16 protein-coding genes and 1 riboswitch are annotated in these 16,290 nt (G+C 40.1%); of the genes, 4 read left to right on the top strand and 12 right to left on the bottom strand.

The annotated features are described in order from the left end of the window. Positions 1 to 388 precede the first annotated feature (388 nt). Positions 389 to 883: a hypothetical protein gene (locus IM479_RS05610; RefSeq protein ID WP_002798323.1), complete on the bottom strand. Its 495-nt coding sequence runs from the start codon at positions 881 to 883 to the stop codon at positions 389 to 391. A gap of 456 nt (positions 884 to 1,339) precedes the next feature. Between IM479_RS05610 and IM479_RS05600 the strand changes: the two genes are divergently transcribed. Continuing rightward, complete coding sequence (locus IM479_RS05600) at positions 1,340 to 2,170, top strand: hypothetical protein (protein ID WP_287684474.1); 831 nt, start codon at positions 1,340 to 1,342, stop codon at positions 2,168 to 2,170. Positions 2,171 to 2,299: 129 nt separating this feature from the next. Here IM479_RS05600 and IM479_RS05595 read toward each other — a convergent pair whose 3' ends face one another. After that, the gene (locus IM479_RS05595) at positions 2,300 to 2,983 is read right to left on the bottom strand and encodes a DALR anticodon-binding domain-containing protein (RefSeq protein ID WP_287684475.1); all 684 of its coding nucleotides are present in this window, start codon (positions 2,981 to 2,983) and stop codon (positions 2,300 to 2,302) included. A gap of 448 nt (positions 2,984 to 3,431) precedes the next feature. Between IM479_RS05595 and IM479_RS05590 the strand changes: the two genes are divergently transcribed. Beyond that, a complete protein-coding gene (locus IM479_RS05590) occupies positions 3,432 to 3,650 on the top strand; it encodes a hypothetical protein (protein ID WP_286825227.1) in 219 nt (72 codons plus the stop codon). Between the two features lie 171 nt (positions 3,651 to 3,821). Here IM479_RS05590 and IM479_RS05585 read toward each other — a convergent pair whose 3' ends face one another. From IM479_RS05585 to IM479_RS05540, 10 genes are all read right to left on the bottom strand, one after another. Continuing rightward, positions 3,822 to 4,736, bottom strand: a complete 915-nt coding sequence (locus IM479_RS05585; RefSeq protein ID WP_287076824.1) for a DNA adenine methylase — start codon at positions 4,734 to 4,736, stop codon at positions 3,822 to 3,824. A 73-nt stretch (positions 4,737 to 4,809) separates the two neighbouring features. Further along, complete coding sequence (locus IM479_RS05580; RefSeq protein WP_287684473.1) at positions 4,810 to 5,325, bottom strand: alpha/beta hydrolase; 516 nt, start codon at positions 5,323 to 5,325, stop codon at positions 4,810 to 4,812. 167 nt (positions 5,326 to 5,492) lie between these two features. Beyond that, positions 5,493 to 5,819, bottom strand: a complete 327-nt coding sequence (gene frp, locus IM479_RS05575; RefSeq protein ID WP_287733135.1) for a fluorescence recovery protein — start codon at positions 5,817 to 5,819, stop codon at positions 5,493 to 5,495. 229 nt (positions 5,820 to 6,048) lie between these two features. Continuing rightward, entirely contained in the window at positions 6,049 to 7,011 is a 963-nt protein-coding gene (locus tag IM479_RS05570) for an orange carotenoid-binding protein (RefSeq protein ID WP_287684471.1), read from the bottom strand. 268 nt (positions 7,012 to 7,279) lie between these two features. Continuing rightward, on the bottom strand, positions 7,280 to 8,038 hold the full coding sequence (locus tag IM479_RS05565; RefSeq protein WP_286825232.1) for an ABC transporter ATP-binding protein: 759 nt from the start codon (positions 8,036 to 8,038) through the stop codon (positions 7,280 to 7,282). A gap of 70 nt (positions 8,039 to 8,108) precedes the next feature. Further along, positions 8,109 to 8,924, bottom strand: coding sequence for an ABC transporter permease (locus IM479_RS05560; protein WP_287684469.1), 816 nt, complete (start codon positions 8,922 to 8,924; stop codon positions 8,109 to 8,111). A 142-nt stretch (positions 8,925 to 9,066) separates the two neighbouring features. Then, complete coding sequence (locus IM479_RS05555) at positions 9,067 to 10,107, bottom strand: ABC transporter substrate-binding protein (RefSeq protein WP_287684468.1); 1,041 nt, start codon at positions 10,105 to 10,107, stop codon at positions 9,067 to 9,069. 63 nt (positions 10,108 to 10,170) lie between these two features. After that, entirely contained in the window at positions 10,171 to 10,860 is a 690-nt protein-coding gene (gene hypB / locus IM479_RS05550) for a hydrogenase nickel incorporation protein HypB (protein ID WP_287684467.1), read from the bottom strand. A 58-nt stretch (positions 10,861 to 10,918) separates the two neighbouring features. Continuing rightward, entirely contained in the window at positions 10,919 to 11,275 is a 357-nt protein-coding gene (gene hypA / locus IM479_RS05545) for a hydrogenase maturation nickel metallochaperone HypA (protein WP_002798306.1), read from the bottom strand. Positions 11,276 to 11,281: 6 nt separating this feature from the next. Beyond that, complete coding sequence (locus IM479_RS05540) at positions 11,282 to 12,460, bottom strand: agmatinase family protein (protein ID WP_002746369.1); 1,179 nt, start codon at positions 12,458 to 12,460, stop codon at positions 11,282 to 11,284. A gap of 68 nt (positions 12,461 to 12,528) precedes the next feature. Then, positions 12,529 to 12,663, bottom strand: a riboswitch (guanidine-I (ykkC/yxkD leader). A 202-nt stretch (positions 12,664 to 12,865) separates the two neighbouring features. On the opposite strand from IM479_RS05540, the gene IM479_RS05535 reads away from it, so the two are divergent. Further along, positions 12,866 to 14,287: a hypothetical protein gene (locus IM479_RS05535; protein WP_287684465.1), complete on the top strand. Its 1,422-nt coding sequence runs from the start codon at positions 12,866 to 12,868 to the stop codon at positions 14,285 to 14,287. Continuing rightward, positions 14,256 to 16,290: tetratricopeptide repeat protein (locus IM479_RS05530; protein WP_353737550.1), on the top strand; the 2,035-nt coding region annotated here is incomplete at its 3' end. The genes IM479_RS05535 and IM479_RS05530, both read left to right, overlap by 32 nt.

Below are 16,290 nucleotides of genomic sequence, written 5' to 3'. Positions count from 1 at the left end.
CTCGGGCTACATCAAATGTTCCCAAAAAATATAGAAGAGCTAATGCAAATTAGCCGCTATCGGTTGAAGGATTACATCAAGGGACAAAGAGCTATATCGCTTGCCCTATCTACCTTCTAGCTCGCTTGTCCCCCTCTCAGGAGAGGCACTCATGCAAAACGGAGAATAAATATAGCGTTTCCTAAGCTAGTGAGGTACACCTATTTTTCTTCCCTTTTGCCTTTAGCCTTTTGCCTCTTGCCTAAAACCCATAACTTTTGTACCTCAGCAGACTGAAAAACGCTATAATCAGTTTTTAATAACCAGATTTAGTATTACTTGTTAATACTGCACACTTAAAACTCAAATCTGATAACTGATAACTGATAACTGATAACTGATAACTGTCTTACTCAGCTTTTACCAAACCCTGAGAGCGAATACAGGCCTGTTCCCAGCGACAATCGGGATTAACTTCCACCGGTTTGAGTCGCGCCCAGATTTCGCCTTGAGCATCGGCATAAAAACTATCGATAATAGCGGCAATACGAGTACCAAAAGGTTCGGTAATGAGGACAGAATCGGTCAGATTAAATACTTCGCCATTGGCTCCCGTCGCTTTTTCGATGACAGGAATTTCTGCTTTGGGAATTGGTTTTCGGAATAGAGGAGCCGAATCGGAACGAGGACGGAAAGGAGATTTTATCTCGCTACTGACTGATTTTACCGTTTCCGCGGCCGGTTTTTCCTCGATGATTTCTGAAGGGGTTTCCGGGGGTTTGGGGGGTACTGCAGCCCTAGAACCCTTTTTAATAATTTGTAGAGGTTGTAGGGGAGGAGTGGCTTTAATTGGCTCTTCGGGGGGTTCAGGGGTGCTAGGGGTTTTCTTCGGGGGACGTGGCATGATACGACAAGGAAAATAAAAACTATAGAATTATTGAAGCACATCGAGCCGCTAACCCGCTCGACCGATGCTTGTATCAATAGATATATAGGGTTTGCGGCAAAAAGTTTTTCGTGGGGGTAGGGTGTGGGGTGTGGGGTGTGGGGTTTTATGGCTGGCACTTTTTGATGTCAAAAAAGTCTAAAAGTCTTACCCAACAAGGTTTTTAGATTTATTCAGCCAACCCTATCTACGAATTAGTCGATTCCCCTCTCTCCTCCAACTTATTGAAAAAACTTCTCATTAGGTATTGACAAAAATTCCTAATAAGCTTATAGTTATTTATGTGTTCTCCTCTCAAGGATCGGCAGTGGAACCGCGCGGCAGTCTCTAACAATGCGGTTCCCATTTTTTTTTGGAACGATAAAAGGCTTTTAACGTCTCTAAACTTCTAGGTTTCCTCATCCTTTGGCTTTTATGAACGATAATTCCGACCTGTACCTCGATCATCTCACCCATGCGGATACTGTCATTACTGCTGAAATTGTCGAGCATGAGAGTCAATCAACAGATGAGACAGATTGGCCGGCTCTATCCTCTCATTTACGTCAACAAAATCAAGAATTACAAGGGGAGATCTGGCGACGGGAGCAAGCTCTCGCAGAACTACGATCGCAGTTAGCCGAGCAACATCGTCGCTGGCAAAGTTGTGATACCCTAATCCACCAGCAAAACGAGGAACTGCAATACGAAAAGCAACAATTACAGCGAGCTTTAGGAGAAATCGAACAGTATCGTCAAGCAGAACAACGGCAACCGATGATTATTGCCAATTTGACCGCAGAATTGACCCGCACGCGTCAACAATTAGCCCGTTTAGAGCGAGAATGTGCCTTAATTCAGGAAAGTTATCAGGAAAAAAGCCAAAAACTGTGCAACTATGACCAGCAATTGCAGGAATTACGCACCCGTCTCCAACGTCAGCAACGCTACACCCTCCAGTATAAAGCGGCCTTAGCCCAGTATTTCCAGCGCGGGAGCGATCGCAATTCTCCCCCGGATTTAGCCCTTGTCGCCAAGGCAGCCGCGATCGAGCCTTGGTCTCAGACAGAGAATCAAGAAAGCGATGAAGTGGCTCCCATCGATGAGTTTTTAGCGGAATTAGAGACAATTGAGCCAGTGGAATCCTTAAATAAGAAAGAGAGGGATTGGCCCGCACCTATCATCTCCCCTTCCCCGAAATATTCCTCTTTTCGGGTTGATTTGCCCACTTTTATTAAATATCGCCAAGAAGAAAATAATTCCTGAACAACAGAAAGAGAGCCGGCGACTGTCCATGTTTCGTCTCGGCTCTCTATTCTGGTTCGCTCCTCACACTAATTAAAATCTATCATAAGCTGATGGTTTTGTCCACTAAATTCATAAAAGTTAATATTTTTATAGTTCCGTCATCGGCAGCAGTTGCCATTTTTGACGGAGAAGACGGTTAAGTAGTTTTTGACTGACGCTAATCAGGATTAATCTCGATCGCTGAATTGGGGCCGATTCTCCGATAATGCGACAGTTACGCTCAAAATTGAGCATTGCCTCGCAAAAATTTGCGGTTAGGGGATAGGGTTTCTGGCGTTCCCAACAATCACAAACGGTTAAAATTTGCAGGATTAAAGCTATTTCGGCGGGATGATGCCACGATAATAGTTCAGACTCGATTAATCTAATTTTTTCCCGATTGAGCAGTTGTAACAAACCAGAATAGCGAGCGTGAGTGTATTGAAATAAAAAGAAAAATTCTCCTCTGGGATGGAGAGGAAGCTGATCCGAGAAAAATTGATCGATTAAATCGTTTAGTTTCAGTAACCAAAAGGACAAACATTGCTGATCTAATAATAATTCCAGCCATCCTTCTTTAAGCTGAATTTGCGGAAAAAGGACGATTAAATGGTTAAATATGGTTTGAAATTGAGCGGGCGTAAAATAATAAAACAGAGGTGAACGATAGAGGATAATATCAGTTTTTGGGCAACGATAGAAAGTTAATTTATGGTTGTTTTCTGGAAAAATATTAATTAATTGTTGTTTTAAGCAATGCTCGATCGAGGGATGATTGCAGATAAAATTCATACTCAGAAGGGTAAACGTAGTCGTGCCCAATTAATTGCCATTGGCGAGATAAGCACTATGGTCAAAGCAAATTTTTAGCTTAAGATGGATATAGGCGATCGGATAGTCTTTCTCTTGTCAGAAACTTCAGACTATCTCTAGGGGCTTACCTCTGTCAATCCCGGGGGTTGCACTTCACTTTTGCATGGGCGCTATATCTAATATATTATCGAAGAAGACTATCTTGAAAGGGGAGTTTACTGCTATCATTGAAGCGGCAACAGAAGGGGGATACTGGGCGATTTGTACTGAAATTCCGGGTGCAAATGGTCAAGGAGAAACCCTTGAAGAAGCCAAGGAAAGCTTAAAAAATAGGCACTCATGCAAGAGGTAGTTATATCTGTGTAATTAATTTTGCTTAGGTACTGACAATAAATTTATTCTTTAATTTGAAAAAGGAAAAGCGCCAATGTCACAAACCCTTCAATTTCATCAAATTTTAGAAATGATTGACAATCTTTCTTTTGATGAACAAGATGATTTAATCAGTATTATTAGACATAGACAAATTGAAAAAAGACGAGAAGAAATCGCCAAGAATATCCATCAAGCGCGTCAAGACTACCAACAAGGGAAAGTCTTTCGGGGAAACATTGATGATATTATTGCAGAATTAAACAATGACTAAATTAATTCTAAGCTCATCCTTTAAACGAGCTTTTAAGGTAATCATTCCAACTCCGTTTGTAATAGCGTGATTAACTCCCAAGTTATTGATTGTTTCTCCCTGCTACGCTATACATTTTAAACAGGATTTAGTATCATTTTGTCCCCTCTTTTCTCTTAGGCTTAATTTTTGTCAATTATTGATCAGTAATTCCCAGATTTCTTCCCTATTATTGCCCTGGGAATTAATATTTCGTCGGGCTTTTACCCTTTGAATATTATAATCTTTATATAAATCATCAAAAAAATTATTGTCAGAGTCAAAGTTTTTAACGTCGGAATTACTTAAAATAAATTTATAACCGGACTGATCGACTCGATCGATAAATTGTTTTAATCTTATTTGCTCCTCATCGTTAAAATTTTCTTTAGTATAAGAGGTAAAAGCTGATGTTTTTTTAATCGGTTTATAGGGAGGATCAAAATAAAATAAAGTCTTGTTATTGGCATAATTTAGGGTTTGGACAAAATCTCCTTGTAGGATCGTTACTTTTTGTAAATGATGGTTGACAGCTAATAAGTTTTCTTCATTGCAGATCAACGGTTTGACATATTTTCCAAAAGGGACATTAAAAAGTCCTTTGCTATTGACTCTATAAAGTCCATTAAAACAAGTTTTATTGAGAAATAATAACAAAACTGTCTTTTCTAGATCGTCATCGCAGCTGCGAGAATTAAATTCTATTCTTTTATCCAAAAAAAACTTTTGTTGTTCCTCTAGATTTTTAAGTTCATAAAAATCCTGCTGAATTTTTTTAAGCTTGACTATTAATTCTTTGACATTATTTTTAATAACATTATAAGCCATGATTAAATCAGGATTGATGTCATTAATAATGACTTTTTGGACAGAAGAAAAATTATTTAAGACTGAGAATAAAACTGCCCCACCTCCGACAAAAGGTTCAATGTAGTTAAACTGACAATCTTGAGAAATCTGGGAATTAATCAAAGATAGAATATTGGGAACCAGTTGAGTTTTGCCTCCCGCCCACTTTAAAAAAGGTTTGCCGCTAACTGTTTTCCTTTCAGACAAAGAAGTGGTCATTATTCCTACCAGATTATCCTAATTTATTCAATTTACAGCGCAATTCAAGAAAACCTGAAAGGCGGATTTGGTATCAGAAAGGTAAACGGGGCATTTTTTTCAATACTGACTCAATTTGGTTGATTAAATCCAGCAGACGATTGCCATCCACATGAACCTCGCTGGTGGGATAATTAGCGAGGACTTCGATGATTTGAATCTCGTTATCGTTGAGGGCAGAAGTGACTAAGGAACCTCGTAAAGCTTGCCGACTAGCAGCCCGATTGGGGGTGTGGACAATTTCGGCGGCATAATCTAGCAAACTTTCGCCCAAAAAACTATTAAGAAATTTGGAAAGAAAGACGGCATCCACCGCTACGCGACGATTAAGGATTTTACGGAATTCTTCGGGTTTTTGGTTAGCCATCTTTAATTGTGCCGCTAAAGCGGGAGCTAATTCGCCTGTTTCGCTCAATTGCTTTAATTCTGATACCGATACAGACCCTTGGAAGATGTAGTATTTGATGATAGCTGATTCGGCGGCTGACAAAGACTGACAAACACCGAGAAAGATAGATATTCCTAGGGGAAGTAAAAGTTTTTTGAACATAAACCAAAGGTGCAAAACAAGCGAAAAGCGGTCGGGATGATTGACTCATTCTAGCGGAATTGGTTGCCGCTTAGGAAAAACTTAAGACGGTGTTGATTATCTAGAGATGAATTTTTGAGTCACCCAACTAGAAGCAGAAAGCTGATAGCTTAATGCTAATCATTAATTTACATTCGCGAGAGGGCAGCGATTTTCGCTAGTTTATCTTTTTCCAAACCGTTGAGATCCTCTAGCTTTAACCATCCTTCCTTTAACAGTTGAGCAAAGACAAAAATTAGGGAAGTATAGCGATAGTCATATTTACCATCAATCTGATGTCGTCGGGCGCTTAGATAATCGTGCATTTGCCAGATATCATCTAAAACCGTGATCTGAACAGACTGTTCTTTAATATGTTCTATTAAAGTGCTAGTTTCTCGCTGATAGGCTTTTTGGAAAGCAGTTTGAGCAATTTCTTGTTCGGTATCTGACCAAATTATTTCACTCACGGGCATGATTTTAGTTTTAGGGATGATAATTTTGGGTTTTTGAGCTACCATGACTCTTAGCTCCGACATCTGTAAGAATGATCGTTTAGTTATTCTTACCTACATCAGAGAGGAAACTGGTGTATTTCCCAATTTTTTAAAGTCAGCTTTTTGATTGTAGAAAAAAAAGAGTTCACTTGACAAGGAACTCTAATAAATTTCATCAGAATTTTTAATGATTTCTTCCAGTAGCTATTTAGCCACGGGCAAAGTTTAATAATTCTTTCGGAGAAGCTAATAAATCGATCGCTACGAAGAAAATTTTATTATCAGGAGTTAGGAGGAAGCGCCATGCCATATTCATACCCACACCCGCACCAAACCAGGGGGTTTGTACTTTTCCTGTCACTTTAATCTGAGTAAAACCGTCATCGGCGGGTTCCACTACACCGCATTCGGGGATTAATTTCAAATTTTGGCATTCTTCGCGGAAAAAGCGATACACTGCCTCTTTACCGACGATGGGACGTTGGAAAGGTGGTTGCAGAGCACCGTCAGGGGTGAATAATTCAATTAATACATCAAAGTCATTGGCGTTGAGGTTGTCCATATAGTTGAGGACGGTGGCATTGGTAACGCCTTCAATGCTAACTTTGGTCCGTTCGGCAATATTTTGGGGAGGAACCACGGGTTCGGAAATACGGTTATAATCGCCCAGTTTCTTGGGATCGTAGCCCATATCCACCACACAATTCCGCAGAACGGTGATTTGTTGTCCCGACTCTAATTTTTTAATCCCGTCTAAAACGGCGGTAGCATTAGCAGATAGTTGATAACCCTTGGGAATTGGCGCAACACTGCCATCTTCCATCCATTGTCCTAATTGATACCAGAATCCCAGTTTGATATTAGCAGACCAAGTGCCGTAGGTACGACAAATCGGGGTGTCAGCATGGTTCGCTAAGTCGCACATCACCTGCGACTGTTGCAAGGGTGACATCTGCCGAATTTCATTCATGGTGTTTTCGGCAAATACCATACTAGCAGCGCCGGGGGCGGCAACGGTGATGGTTTTGCCCATTTCTAGATAGGCAAACCAAATCAAGGCTAGTTGATCTTCGGTATTCAGCTGATTGAAACGCGCAATCGTGGCGGGAACCACATCCGCTGATAGCGTGTTGGGGAAAATGCTCCGCGCTGATTCGATCGTAAACGGCATAGATTCACCTTGAAGTAAAGTTTTGTATCAATTTACTGACATTCTATCATATTGGCGACCCAAGGCAGCACCGATGGAGAAACTTCCCCAAAAAAAGCTGTACTTTAGATCACACTTGCCCAGGATTATCACAAAATCTTAATGGTTGAACAACTGTTCCATCATTTATCTAGGGGTTTGCGGCAGCAGCGATCGCTGTTTGAGGATGATTTTTGCTGCTCTAACTCGTTTTGAACCAGAGACTACTCTTGATGCTCCCTAGTTTTTTCTAGGATTTATCACCCCGTAGTAGGCCGTAAATTTGATCCGTATAGTCATAAAACTGAGATTGTCGTTTAATTTTATAATTACGATCTACGGGTAAATTAATTGTTAATTCTCGTTGTATAGTCCCTGGCCTAGCACTCAAAACATAAATACGTTGAGCTAAAAAAACCGCTTCATCCACATCATGGGTAATCATTAAAATACTACACCTAATTTTTTGCCAAATTTCAATTAAATATTCGTGCATTCTTTCTTTGGTTTGTACATCTAAAGCGGCAAAAGGTTCGTCCATTAATAAGACTTTGGGATGACAGGCAAGAGAGCGGGCGATCGCCACCCGTTGTTTCATCCCACCCGATAGTTCTCTAGGATAAGCATTAGCGAATTGGGTTAAACCCACAATATCCAGATAATAACAGGCTACTTCCCAGCATTCTTTTGTCGATAATCCCTGTAGTTTTAAGCCAAATTCAACATTTTTTTGGATCGTCATCCAGGGATAGAGTGTATAATTTTGAAAAACCATACCGCGATCGGCTCCTGGCCCTGTCACTTCAACACCATCAACGGTAATTTTGCCAGAAGTGGGCTGCTCTAAACCCGCAATCATTCGCAACAAAGTTGATTTACCTGAACCAGAGGCCCCGACCGCACAGACAAATTCAGCACTGTCAACGTGTAAATTAATATCTTTCAGAGCGACCACAGCACCTCGTTTAGTGATGAAAATTTTATTGAGTTGAGTAATTTCTAAGTGCATTAAGGTTCTTCTCTTATCATTAAAATAACTTTACTGGTGACATAATAAACTCTGTGCTTGAGTTTTTAAGTTAACGAGTAATTGACCATTTACAAGTCCACTGCAAAAACAAACGAAAACTTAAATCTAGAGCAAAGCCAATAATTCCTAGTACAATTAAACAGGCAAAAATTTCATCAGTTCTCAGAAATTTTTGAGCCAATAAAATGCGTTTGCCTAACCCATTATCGGCCGCCACCAATTCCGCCACCACTACCAAATTCCAAGCGGCCGCCATATTAACGCGAAAAGTATCAATAATATTAGGAATAATATAGGGAGTAATCACTTTAAATAAAACCTGTTTTCGAGTTCCTCCAAGGGTATAAGTTACTTCGATCAATTCCCGGGAAATAAACTTGACCGCATCCATAATCATCAGAGTATTAAAGAAAATTGTCCCGATAAAAATCAGCATAACCTTTGACGTTTCTCCAATACCCAAATAAATAACCAATAGGGGAATAAAAGCAGGAGCGGGCATATAACGTACAACGCCAATAATCGGTTCCATTAAACTGCGAATACTCGGAAAAGTTCCCATTAAAATCCCCAGGGGAATAGCAAACAATCCTCCCAAAAAAAAGCCCCCAACTACTCGTAAAAAACTGGTAATAGTATCTTGAATTAAAAAGCCCTGTTCTGCTAATTTTCCTAGTGCTTGAATAACGGCTAAAGGAGAAGGCAAAAATACGGATTCAATGCCCGCAAAACTAGAGATTAGTAACCATAAAATAAGCGGGACAATAATAGAGGAAATCATTAAAGTCCACTTTAGGGATTCGGGAATATTCTCGGTAATCTGCCAAAAAGTGCTTTGAGGAAGCGTTTTAGGTGTTGTGGTCATGGGATTTTTAAAAGAAAAGAATAATTTTGATAGCCAATATCACCCAGTTATCAAAAAATTCTTGAGGTCAACTTGTCTCCCTAATCCCTCTTATAGATAGAGAATTGGAACCTTTAATTTCTCGATCTACAAGAGGGGATAATTAGGCTTTTTTGTCTTGATTTGCCAACACTTTGACAAATTGGGGGTCTAAAATGGTTGTTAGATCGGGGACTTTTTTAATAAAGCCAACTTCCCTCATAAAATCAGCCATTTTTTGAGCGGCAAAGGGCATATTTTTCATAGTTTTACCAGGACTAAACGCTTCTAGGTTTTCTTCTAAGGTGAAAAACTTCGTTCCCTCTTTATATAGGGCTAATTCTTCTGGGCTAATGCCCGCACGCTTGGCCATAATCTCATCGGCTTTTTGGGGATTTTTAGTCATAAACTCTCGAACATCAAACCATGTTTTTACCAAAGCTTGAACCTGTTCTGGCTTTTCTTTGATTAATTTGGCACTGACAACTAATAAATCAGGAATAGCACCTGAAAAAGCTTTAGAACTAATTAATTCTTTAGAACCTTTTCGTTTAAGTGCTGTTGACCAAAAAGGTGGAAAAGCACCAACTGCATCTACTTTTCCCGATGCAAAAGCGGCGGCAGCAGCCCCTGTTTCCATGGGTACAATTTGCACATCTTTACGGCTCATTCCTTCTTTTTCTAGGGCTAAACTGAGGAGAAAATCACCGACAACGCCTTCTTCGACTGCAACTTTTTTGCCTTTTAAATCTTGAATCGTTTTAATCTCTTCTGTGACAATAATTTTGTCATTTCCCAACGAGTTATCATTGACTAAAACAGCAACTTGACCATTCACTGCATCTCCTGCAAAAGCGATGGTATCGTTAAGAGTTTGACTATTTCCATCTAATTGTCCAGCAGCTAAAGCTTGCAAGGATTCAAGATAACCATCAAACCATTTCATTTGAACATTAGCCCCATTTTTAGCAAATAATCCCTCTTCTTCAGCGATCGCCCATGGCCACCAACCGGCCCAGTTACTATAACCGATGACAATGGGGACAGTGTTACTCAGAGAAGTACTTGCATTGGGGTTTTGCTGAGGAGCTTGATTACAACTAACGGTCAGGAGTAAGCTACTAAAAAAAACGAGAGGTAAGGAGAAAAAATTGCGCCGTTTCATAGGTAATAGCCTTTAGAGATGACAGATAGTAAAACAGAAATAAATCTCAAAAACTGTTACTGATTAACAATTCAAAAACCTCGGAGTATTGACTTGGCTTTTTACCCAATTTAACCATTCTTCTAAACCTTCTCCTGTTTGAGCAGAAAGAGCGATAATCTTTACATCGGGATTCATGGAGCGAACATTTGCTTCTAAACGGTTTAAATCAATCTCTAAATAAGGAGCCAGATCTAATTTAGTAATAATCAGACAATCTGCTTCTTGAAACATAATTGGATATTTGAGGGGTTTATCTTCTCCTTCAGTCAGACTTAATAGAGCAACTTTTGCGTGTTCCCCTACCTCAAATTCGGCAGGACAAACTAAATTTCCCACATTTTCCACCAACAATAAATCAAACTCTTTGGGGTTATAATCTTCTTTGAAACGATGGATTCCCCCGGCTACCATTTTGGAATCTAAGTGACAGGAGCGACCTGTATTAATGGCAATCACGGGAACTCCATATTGTCTCAGGCGATCGGCATCTAGTTCGGTAGTCATATCGCCTTCAATAACAGCCATTTTTAATTGATCTTTTAAGGATGCGAGGGTTTTTTCCAATAACACAGTTTTACCCGCACCAGGACTACTCATCAAGTTTAAACAGGTAATGCCCCACTCGTCAAAATGTTCCCGGTTGTGATCGGCTCCTGTTTGATTGGCATGAAGTAGATTAATTTCTAGGGCCGCGTCAAAAGTTTGGTGCATTTTAATTGAGAATGAATAATTGATCATCGAACTTGTATAAGCGATCGCCCAACTTTGTTTAAGAAACTAAAGAATATTCAATGTGGTCAATTTTTAACTCTCGACCTGAACGAATATCCTCCATCGGTGATCGACAAGTTGGGCAAGAATATTGCTGGCCAATTTGGGGTTGATAATCCTTTTGGCAGCAATGACAATAAGCAATTAGGGGAATATTTTTAATGGCTAATTCCACACCAGCAAGAAAAGTATTGGCAGTTTGAACTTCAAAGGCAAATTGTAAACTGACCGGTTCGACACAGGTAAATTCACCAACCATGAGATGAATTTTTTCAATTTTGAGCTTTTCAGGTTGGCTATCATACCAATCTCGAACTGTCATAATTAACGCCTTGGTCATATCAGTTTCGTGCATAGGAAATTACTGCCAGGGTTCGTCAACGGCCAGATTGGCATCAGGATGAATATAATAAGGCTTTTCTTTACGGGGTAATTGACCTGAAATAACCAGATGGGCCATGGCATCACAAATAACACGGGTAGCCATCAAAGAGGTCATATCACTAATATCGTAGGGAGGGGAAACTTCCACCACTTCCATACCACAAATGGGAGCTTTTTGGATAATTTTACCTAATAAAGCTAAGGCTTCACGGGGTAATAAACCGCCCGGTTCTGGCCAACCTGTACCGGGGACAAAACCGGCATCAATGCAATCAATATCAAAACTAATCCAAACGCAATCCGTACCATCTAAAGCTCGTTCTAAGGCAAATTCGGCGGCAGCATCAATGCCTCGTTCTACAATGTCGGTGACGGTCAAAATATTAGTGGCGCGCTCGCGGCAAACTTTAACACCTTGACGGGGAACTTGCCAACCACCAATCCCTAATTGGACGAGATTCTTAGCAGGAGCATTTTTCATATTGGTGGCATGAAACCAGGGGCAAGTGTGCATCCGTTCATCTAAATCCGTTTCCTGGGTATCCACATGGCGATCAAAGTGAATAATACCGACTTTTTTATCCCCTAAATGCCGACAAATACCCCGCACTGTCGGAAAACCAATGGAATGATCACCCCCTAAAATAATCGGCAAGGCACCGGAACTAAAGACATGGGCAACCCCCTTAGAGATTTGATCAAAGGACTTTTCATTATTAGCAGGAATGGTGAAAATATCCCCCAAATCACAGAGCGTAATTTGTTCGCGCAAATCTACCCCTAATTCAAAATTGTAGGGCGTATAAAGAGCCGAAATCCGCCGAATTCCCTGGGGTCCAAAACGAGTTCCGGGTCGGTAAGTTGTCCCCGAATCATGGGGAACACCCACGATTGCCACGTCATAATTGCCCACATTCCGCACATCTTCCAAATAGGGAGCCTTCATAAAAGTATTAATTCCCGCATAGTGGGGTAACTCACCCCTGGAAAAGGTGGGAATACTGCGATCACGAATACTATCGGCCGCCTCTAAACCGTAGGTTAACCCCTGAGAAACTTCCTGTTGCCAACCGGTTAGGGGCAAATGGCGTTCTTTTTCTAAGGCCTGTTGAGCTTCGGTTAAATGCGGGGGTTGAAAAGTAGATTCCTCGGACATCATTTCACCTCAAAATACAATAACCCGGGAGTCTTCAAAGACACTGCCTCAAAACAGTTATCCTCAAAGTCTCCCGGGCTTTTATCCCGCCGTGTAGCCAGCTTAGATGGAAAAATTTTTTGATCCGCTCATTTAAGACTAGCTTGCTCCTCTCGGACCTGACATTTAAAGACGCTTAAATCGGAACCCTAGAAGCAATTTCTTTGACCCTATACGATCTCAATCAAAAAAACAGTATCACAGACTACAAAAAAAGGGGTTTTTCCCGCTTAAATAGGGTCTGCTGAATAAGTCTCTTGCTGGGGTTAGGAGTCGGTCGGGGAATTCAGAATAACAGAATGACCTGATATTCAGCCAACCCTATATAATAAAAAGTATCTCCAGAGAATGATTTTTCCTGTCTCTATGCAACACCCCTCTCTGACTCGCTTTGAACCTGCGACTACTCTTGATGAAATCTATTCAACTACATCTCCTGAACCCCTATTAACTCAGAAGGAAATAGATGCTTTTTATCGAGAAGAAATGAATCGGGTGAGAGGGGAAGATAAAATTGAGCGTCTAAAATTAGGGTTAAAACGGGTCATAGATACGCAACAATATTACAAAGCCTGTTTAATGGGACACACGGGGGTAGGCAAATCGACAGAATTAACTCGTTTAATTAATGATCATGAGATTAAACAGCATTTTGAACCCCTGCGATTTAGTGTTTTAAGTGAACTCGATGCGATTAATTTCAGTCCCCTTGATGTATTTCTCTTTATGGTGGTGGAAATTGTTGAGAAAACCGCTCAAATTTCTCGGCAGCCTAGTAGTCAAAATTTACAAAAGCTTTGGGATTGGTTTAGTTCTGAAGAATTTACCCGCAAGGAAACCAGAGAAAGTCAAATCAAAATGGAAGCAGGAGCGGGAGCAAAAGAAGATTCTCTCTGGAATAAAATTCTCGGACTTTTTGCCTCTCTCAAGGGAGAATTCCGGTTTGCTTCCTCGCGAGAGAAAAAAGTTGTTGAATACCGTCTTTCCCGTTCCAGAGATTTAATTAATATTGCTAATCAACTCCTGAAAGAATGTAATCAGAACTTACAGGAAACTATGCAGAGAAGCTGGCTAATTATTGGAGAGGACTTCGATAAAGCTGGTGTTTCACAGGAAGCGGTCAGGGATTTATTTTTAAACTATTCTAATATTTTCAAAGATTTAGACATTCACATTATTTTTAATATTCCGATTGGATTATATAATTCATCTCCCGGTATTAACCTCACTTTTGACCATAATCTCCTGATTCCCGATACTCCGGTTTTTTGCCAAAAAGATCATACTCCCAACCAAAAAGGACGGGAAGCAGTGAGAAAAGTTTTAGAAGCAAGAGTTAAATCTAATTTATTTGAAGATGGACAAATAGAGCGGGTTATTATTGCCTCCGGTGGCAATATCAGAGATTTATTTTATCTGGTTAGAGAAGCTTCTGATGAGGCAATTGTCAATAAACAAAATCTGATCATGTCTAGTCATATTAGCAGAGCAATTCGCAGTTTAAGAACAGATTATGAAAGACGTTTAGGCCAAAATCCTTATGATACCGATCATGTTAGTTATGGGGATAAGGTATTATTGTTAAAACGAATTTATGATGCTAATCCAGAAGCACAAATTCCCAATGAGATATTATACGCTTTATTAAATGATCGAGCGATTCAAGAAGTAGATGGAGACGGGGAAAGATGCTTTATGGTGCATCCCCTTGTGGTTGATATTTTAAATGCTCAAGGTCATATTCCTACTGGTCCCGATGGAGGTGTCCCCGGTGGTACATCAAGTTAATCAAACTAATCAATCGGAGTTAGAACCGGGTACTATTGCCCATACGGCAGCTCGTTTGCTATTATGGGGACGAAGACCATCTAGAGGTTTAGCTAGGGTGGAATTTTATGATGAGTTTTCCCGTCAGCAAGTAGTTAGAGAATTAGAGAATAAACTGCAAGAACAAGGTATTATTTTTCATAAAATTGTCTTACCAAGATGGGAAAAACCCTCTTTTGTCTTGAACTTCTTGTTAACACAATTGGCAGAATTGGAGTCGAGAGTAGTGTCAATTACTGGTTTTGAAACCGCTTTTAGTTCTGATGTTTCCCTAGTAGATGCCTTGCAATTAATTAATTTCAATCGAGAAAATTTAGCTCGTTTTAATCTCCGACAAATTTGGTGGATGACCCATGATTTTACTAACAAAGTTATTCGGTTTATGCCAGATTTAAATTCTTGGTTTTTCCTGCGGTTATCTTTAACAGAAAATTCAACCCAAGCTACCAACTATAATCAGCTATTTACCGATAAAAATACCGTTAATGATCCCTATAATTTACCAGGAACAGCAGTTAACTTTGTTGGTAGAGAACAGGAATTATCCCGGATTAATCAAGCTTTTCAGCAATCTTCCCCAGTGGTTTTAAGTGGGATGGGAGGTTCGGGAAAAACTGAATTAGCTTTACAGTATGCTTGGCAACATAAAGGGGATTATCCTGCGGGTATTTGTTGGATAAATGTCCTTAACAGTGAACCCGGTTTGGCTATTTTATTTTTTGCCAGAGAATACCTGGGTTTAAACATCCCCAATCAGGGAACCTTAAGTGAACGAGTGCGTTACTGTTGGCAAAATTGGCCCGAGGGAAATGCTTTAATTATTTTTGATGATGTGCGTGACTACGACCAAATTAAATCTTATCTACCACCGGTAAAAGAATCTCGTTTTCGGGTTTTGATTACAACTCGCTTTAGTTACTTAGGGGTATCGCTATCAACGATAAACTTAGATGTTCTCACAGCAGCGCAAGCTTTAGATTTACTGCAAACCTACTTAGGAAAAGAACGTCTAACCGCAGAGTTAGAGGCAGCCAAGCAACTTTGTCAGTGTTTAGGATATTTGCCTCTAGGATTACAATTACTAGGCAGTTTTCTGAAACAAGCAACTACTGAAACTTTAGCAAATACCAAGGAAAAATTCCCGAAAAAAGGCTCGGAATATCTCAACTCTGATAAGGAGGAAGTCCGCAGTATTAAAACAATTCTGAATCTCAGTTGGCAGCTGTTAGAAACACAAGCACAAAAATTAGCTCTGTGTCTCAGTTTATTTGCTTCGGCACCTTTTCCCAAGCACTTAATCATCAGTTTATTTTCTGATGAAGCTAAAGACGAGATAGAAAAATGGTTAACCGATAGCTTGGTTAAGCTTAATTTGCTGAAATCTTTAGGCAATGAATGGTATCAACTCCATCCCCTCATCCGTCTTTATTTACGGGAAAAATTAGAAGGTTCCGAGATAGCCAATACCGCAAAAAGTCGTTATTGTACAGTGATGACAGATACATCGAGAACAGTCCCCGACACTCCTACTCTAGATATTATTCAAAATCTGACTCCCTTAATTCCCCATATTGAACAAGCTGTCAGGGAATATCCAGAATATATCGCTGATGAGGATTTAGTTTGGTCTTATACGGGTTTAGCTCGTTATTATAATGGACAAGGATTGTATGCTATTGCTGAACCTTACCATCAAGCTTGTTTAACCGCAACTCGAACCCGTTTAGGAGACAATCATCCCGATGTCGCAACTTCCCTCAACAATTTAGCAGAATTGTACCAATCCCAAGGCAGATACCCAGAAGCAGAACCTCTCCTTCTAGAAGCATTAGATTTGTATAAACGACTCTTAGGAGACAATCATCCCAATGTGGCAAGTTCCCTCAACAATTTAGCATACTTGTACTACTCCCAAGGCAGATACCCAGAAGCAGAACCTCTCTATCTAGAAGCATTAGATTTGT

This window comes from Microcystis sp. M165S2, assembly GCF_020245885.1.
Lineage (GTDB): Bacteria > Cyanobacteriota > Cyanobacteriia > Cyanobacteriales > Microcystaceae > Microcystis.
The sequence above is the reverse complement of the archived record's forward strand: the minus strand, read 5'-3'. Positions and strand labels throughout refer to the sequence as shown.

Coding starts and splice junctions, on each gene's coding strand:
- IM479_RS05610 (WP_002798323.1), bottom strand. CDS start 883: ATGCCACGTCCCCCGAAGAAAACCCCTAGCACCCCTGAACCCCCCGAA.
- IM479_RS05600 (WP_287684474.1), top strand. CDS start 1,340: ATGAACGATAATTCCGACCTGTACCTCGATCATCTCACCCATGCGGAT.
- IM479_RS05595 (WP_287684475.1), bottom strand. CDS start 2,983: ATGAATTTTATCTGCAATCATCCCTCGATCGAGCATTGCTTAAAACAA.
- IM479_RS05590 (WP_286825227.1), top strand. CDS start 3,432: ATGTCACAAACCCTTCAATTTCATCAAATTTTAGAAATGATTGACAAT.
- IM479_RS05585 (WP_287076824.1), bottom strand. CDS start 4,736: ATGACCACTTCTTTGTCTGAAAGGAAAACAGTTAGCGGCAAACCTTTT.
- IM479_RS05580 (WP_287684473.1), bottom strand. CDS start 5,325: ATGTTCAAAAAACTTTTACTTCCCCTAGGAATATCTATCTTTCTCGGT.
- frp (WP_287733135.1), bottom strand. CDS start 5,819: ATGCCCGTGAGTGAAATAATTTGGTCAGATACCGAACAAGAAATTGCT.
- IM479_RS05570 (WP_287684471.1), bottom strand. CDS start 7,011: ATGCCGTTTACGATCGAATCAGCGCGGAGCATTTTCCCCAACACGCTA.
- IM479_RS05565 (WP_286825232.1), bottom strand. CDS start 8,038: ATGCACTTAGAAATTACTCAACTCAATAAAATTTTCATCACTAAACGA.
- IM479_RS05560 (WP_287684469.1), bottom strand. CDS start 8,924: ATGACCACAACACCTAAAACGCTTCCTCAAAGCACTTTTTGGCAGATT.
- IM479_RS05555 (WP_287684468.1), bottom strand. CDS start 10,107: ATGAAACGGCGCAATTTTTTCTCCTTACCTCTCGTTTTTTTTAGTAGC.
- hypB (WP_287684467.1), bottom strand. CDS start 10,860: ATGCACCAAACTTTTGACGCGGCCCTAGAAATTAATCTACTTCATGCC.
- hypA (WP_002798306.1), bottom strand. CDS start 11,275: ATGCACGAAACTGATATGACCAAGGCGTTAATTATGACAGTTCGAGAT.
- IM479_RS05540 (WP_002746369.1), bottom strand. CDS start 12,460: ATGTCCGAGGAATCTACTTTTCAACCCCCGCATTTAACCGAAGCTCAA.
- IM479_RS05535 (WP_287684465.1), top strand. CDS start 12,866: ATGCAACACCCCTCTCTGACTCGCTTTGAACCTGCGACTACTCTTGAT.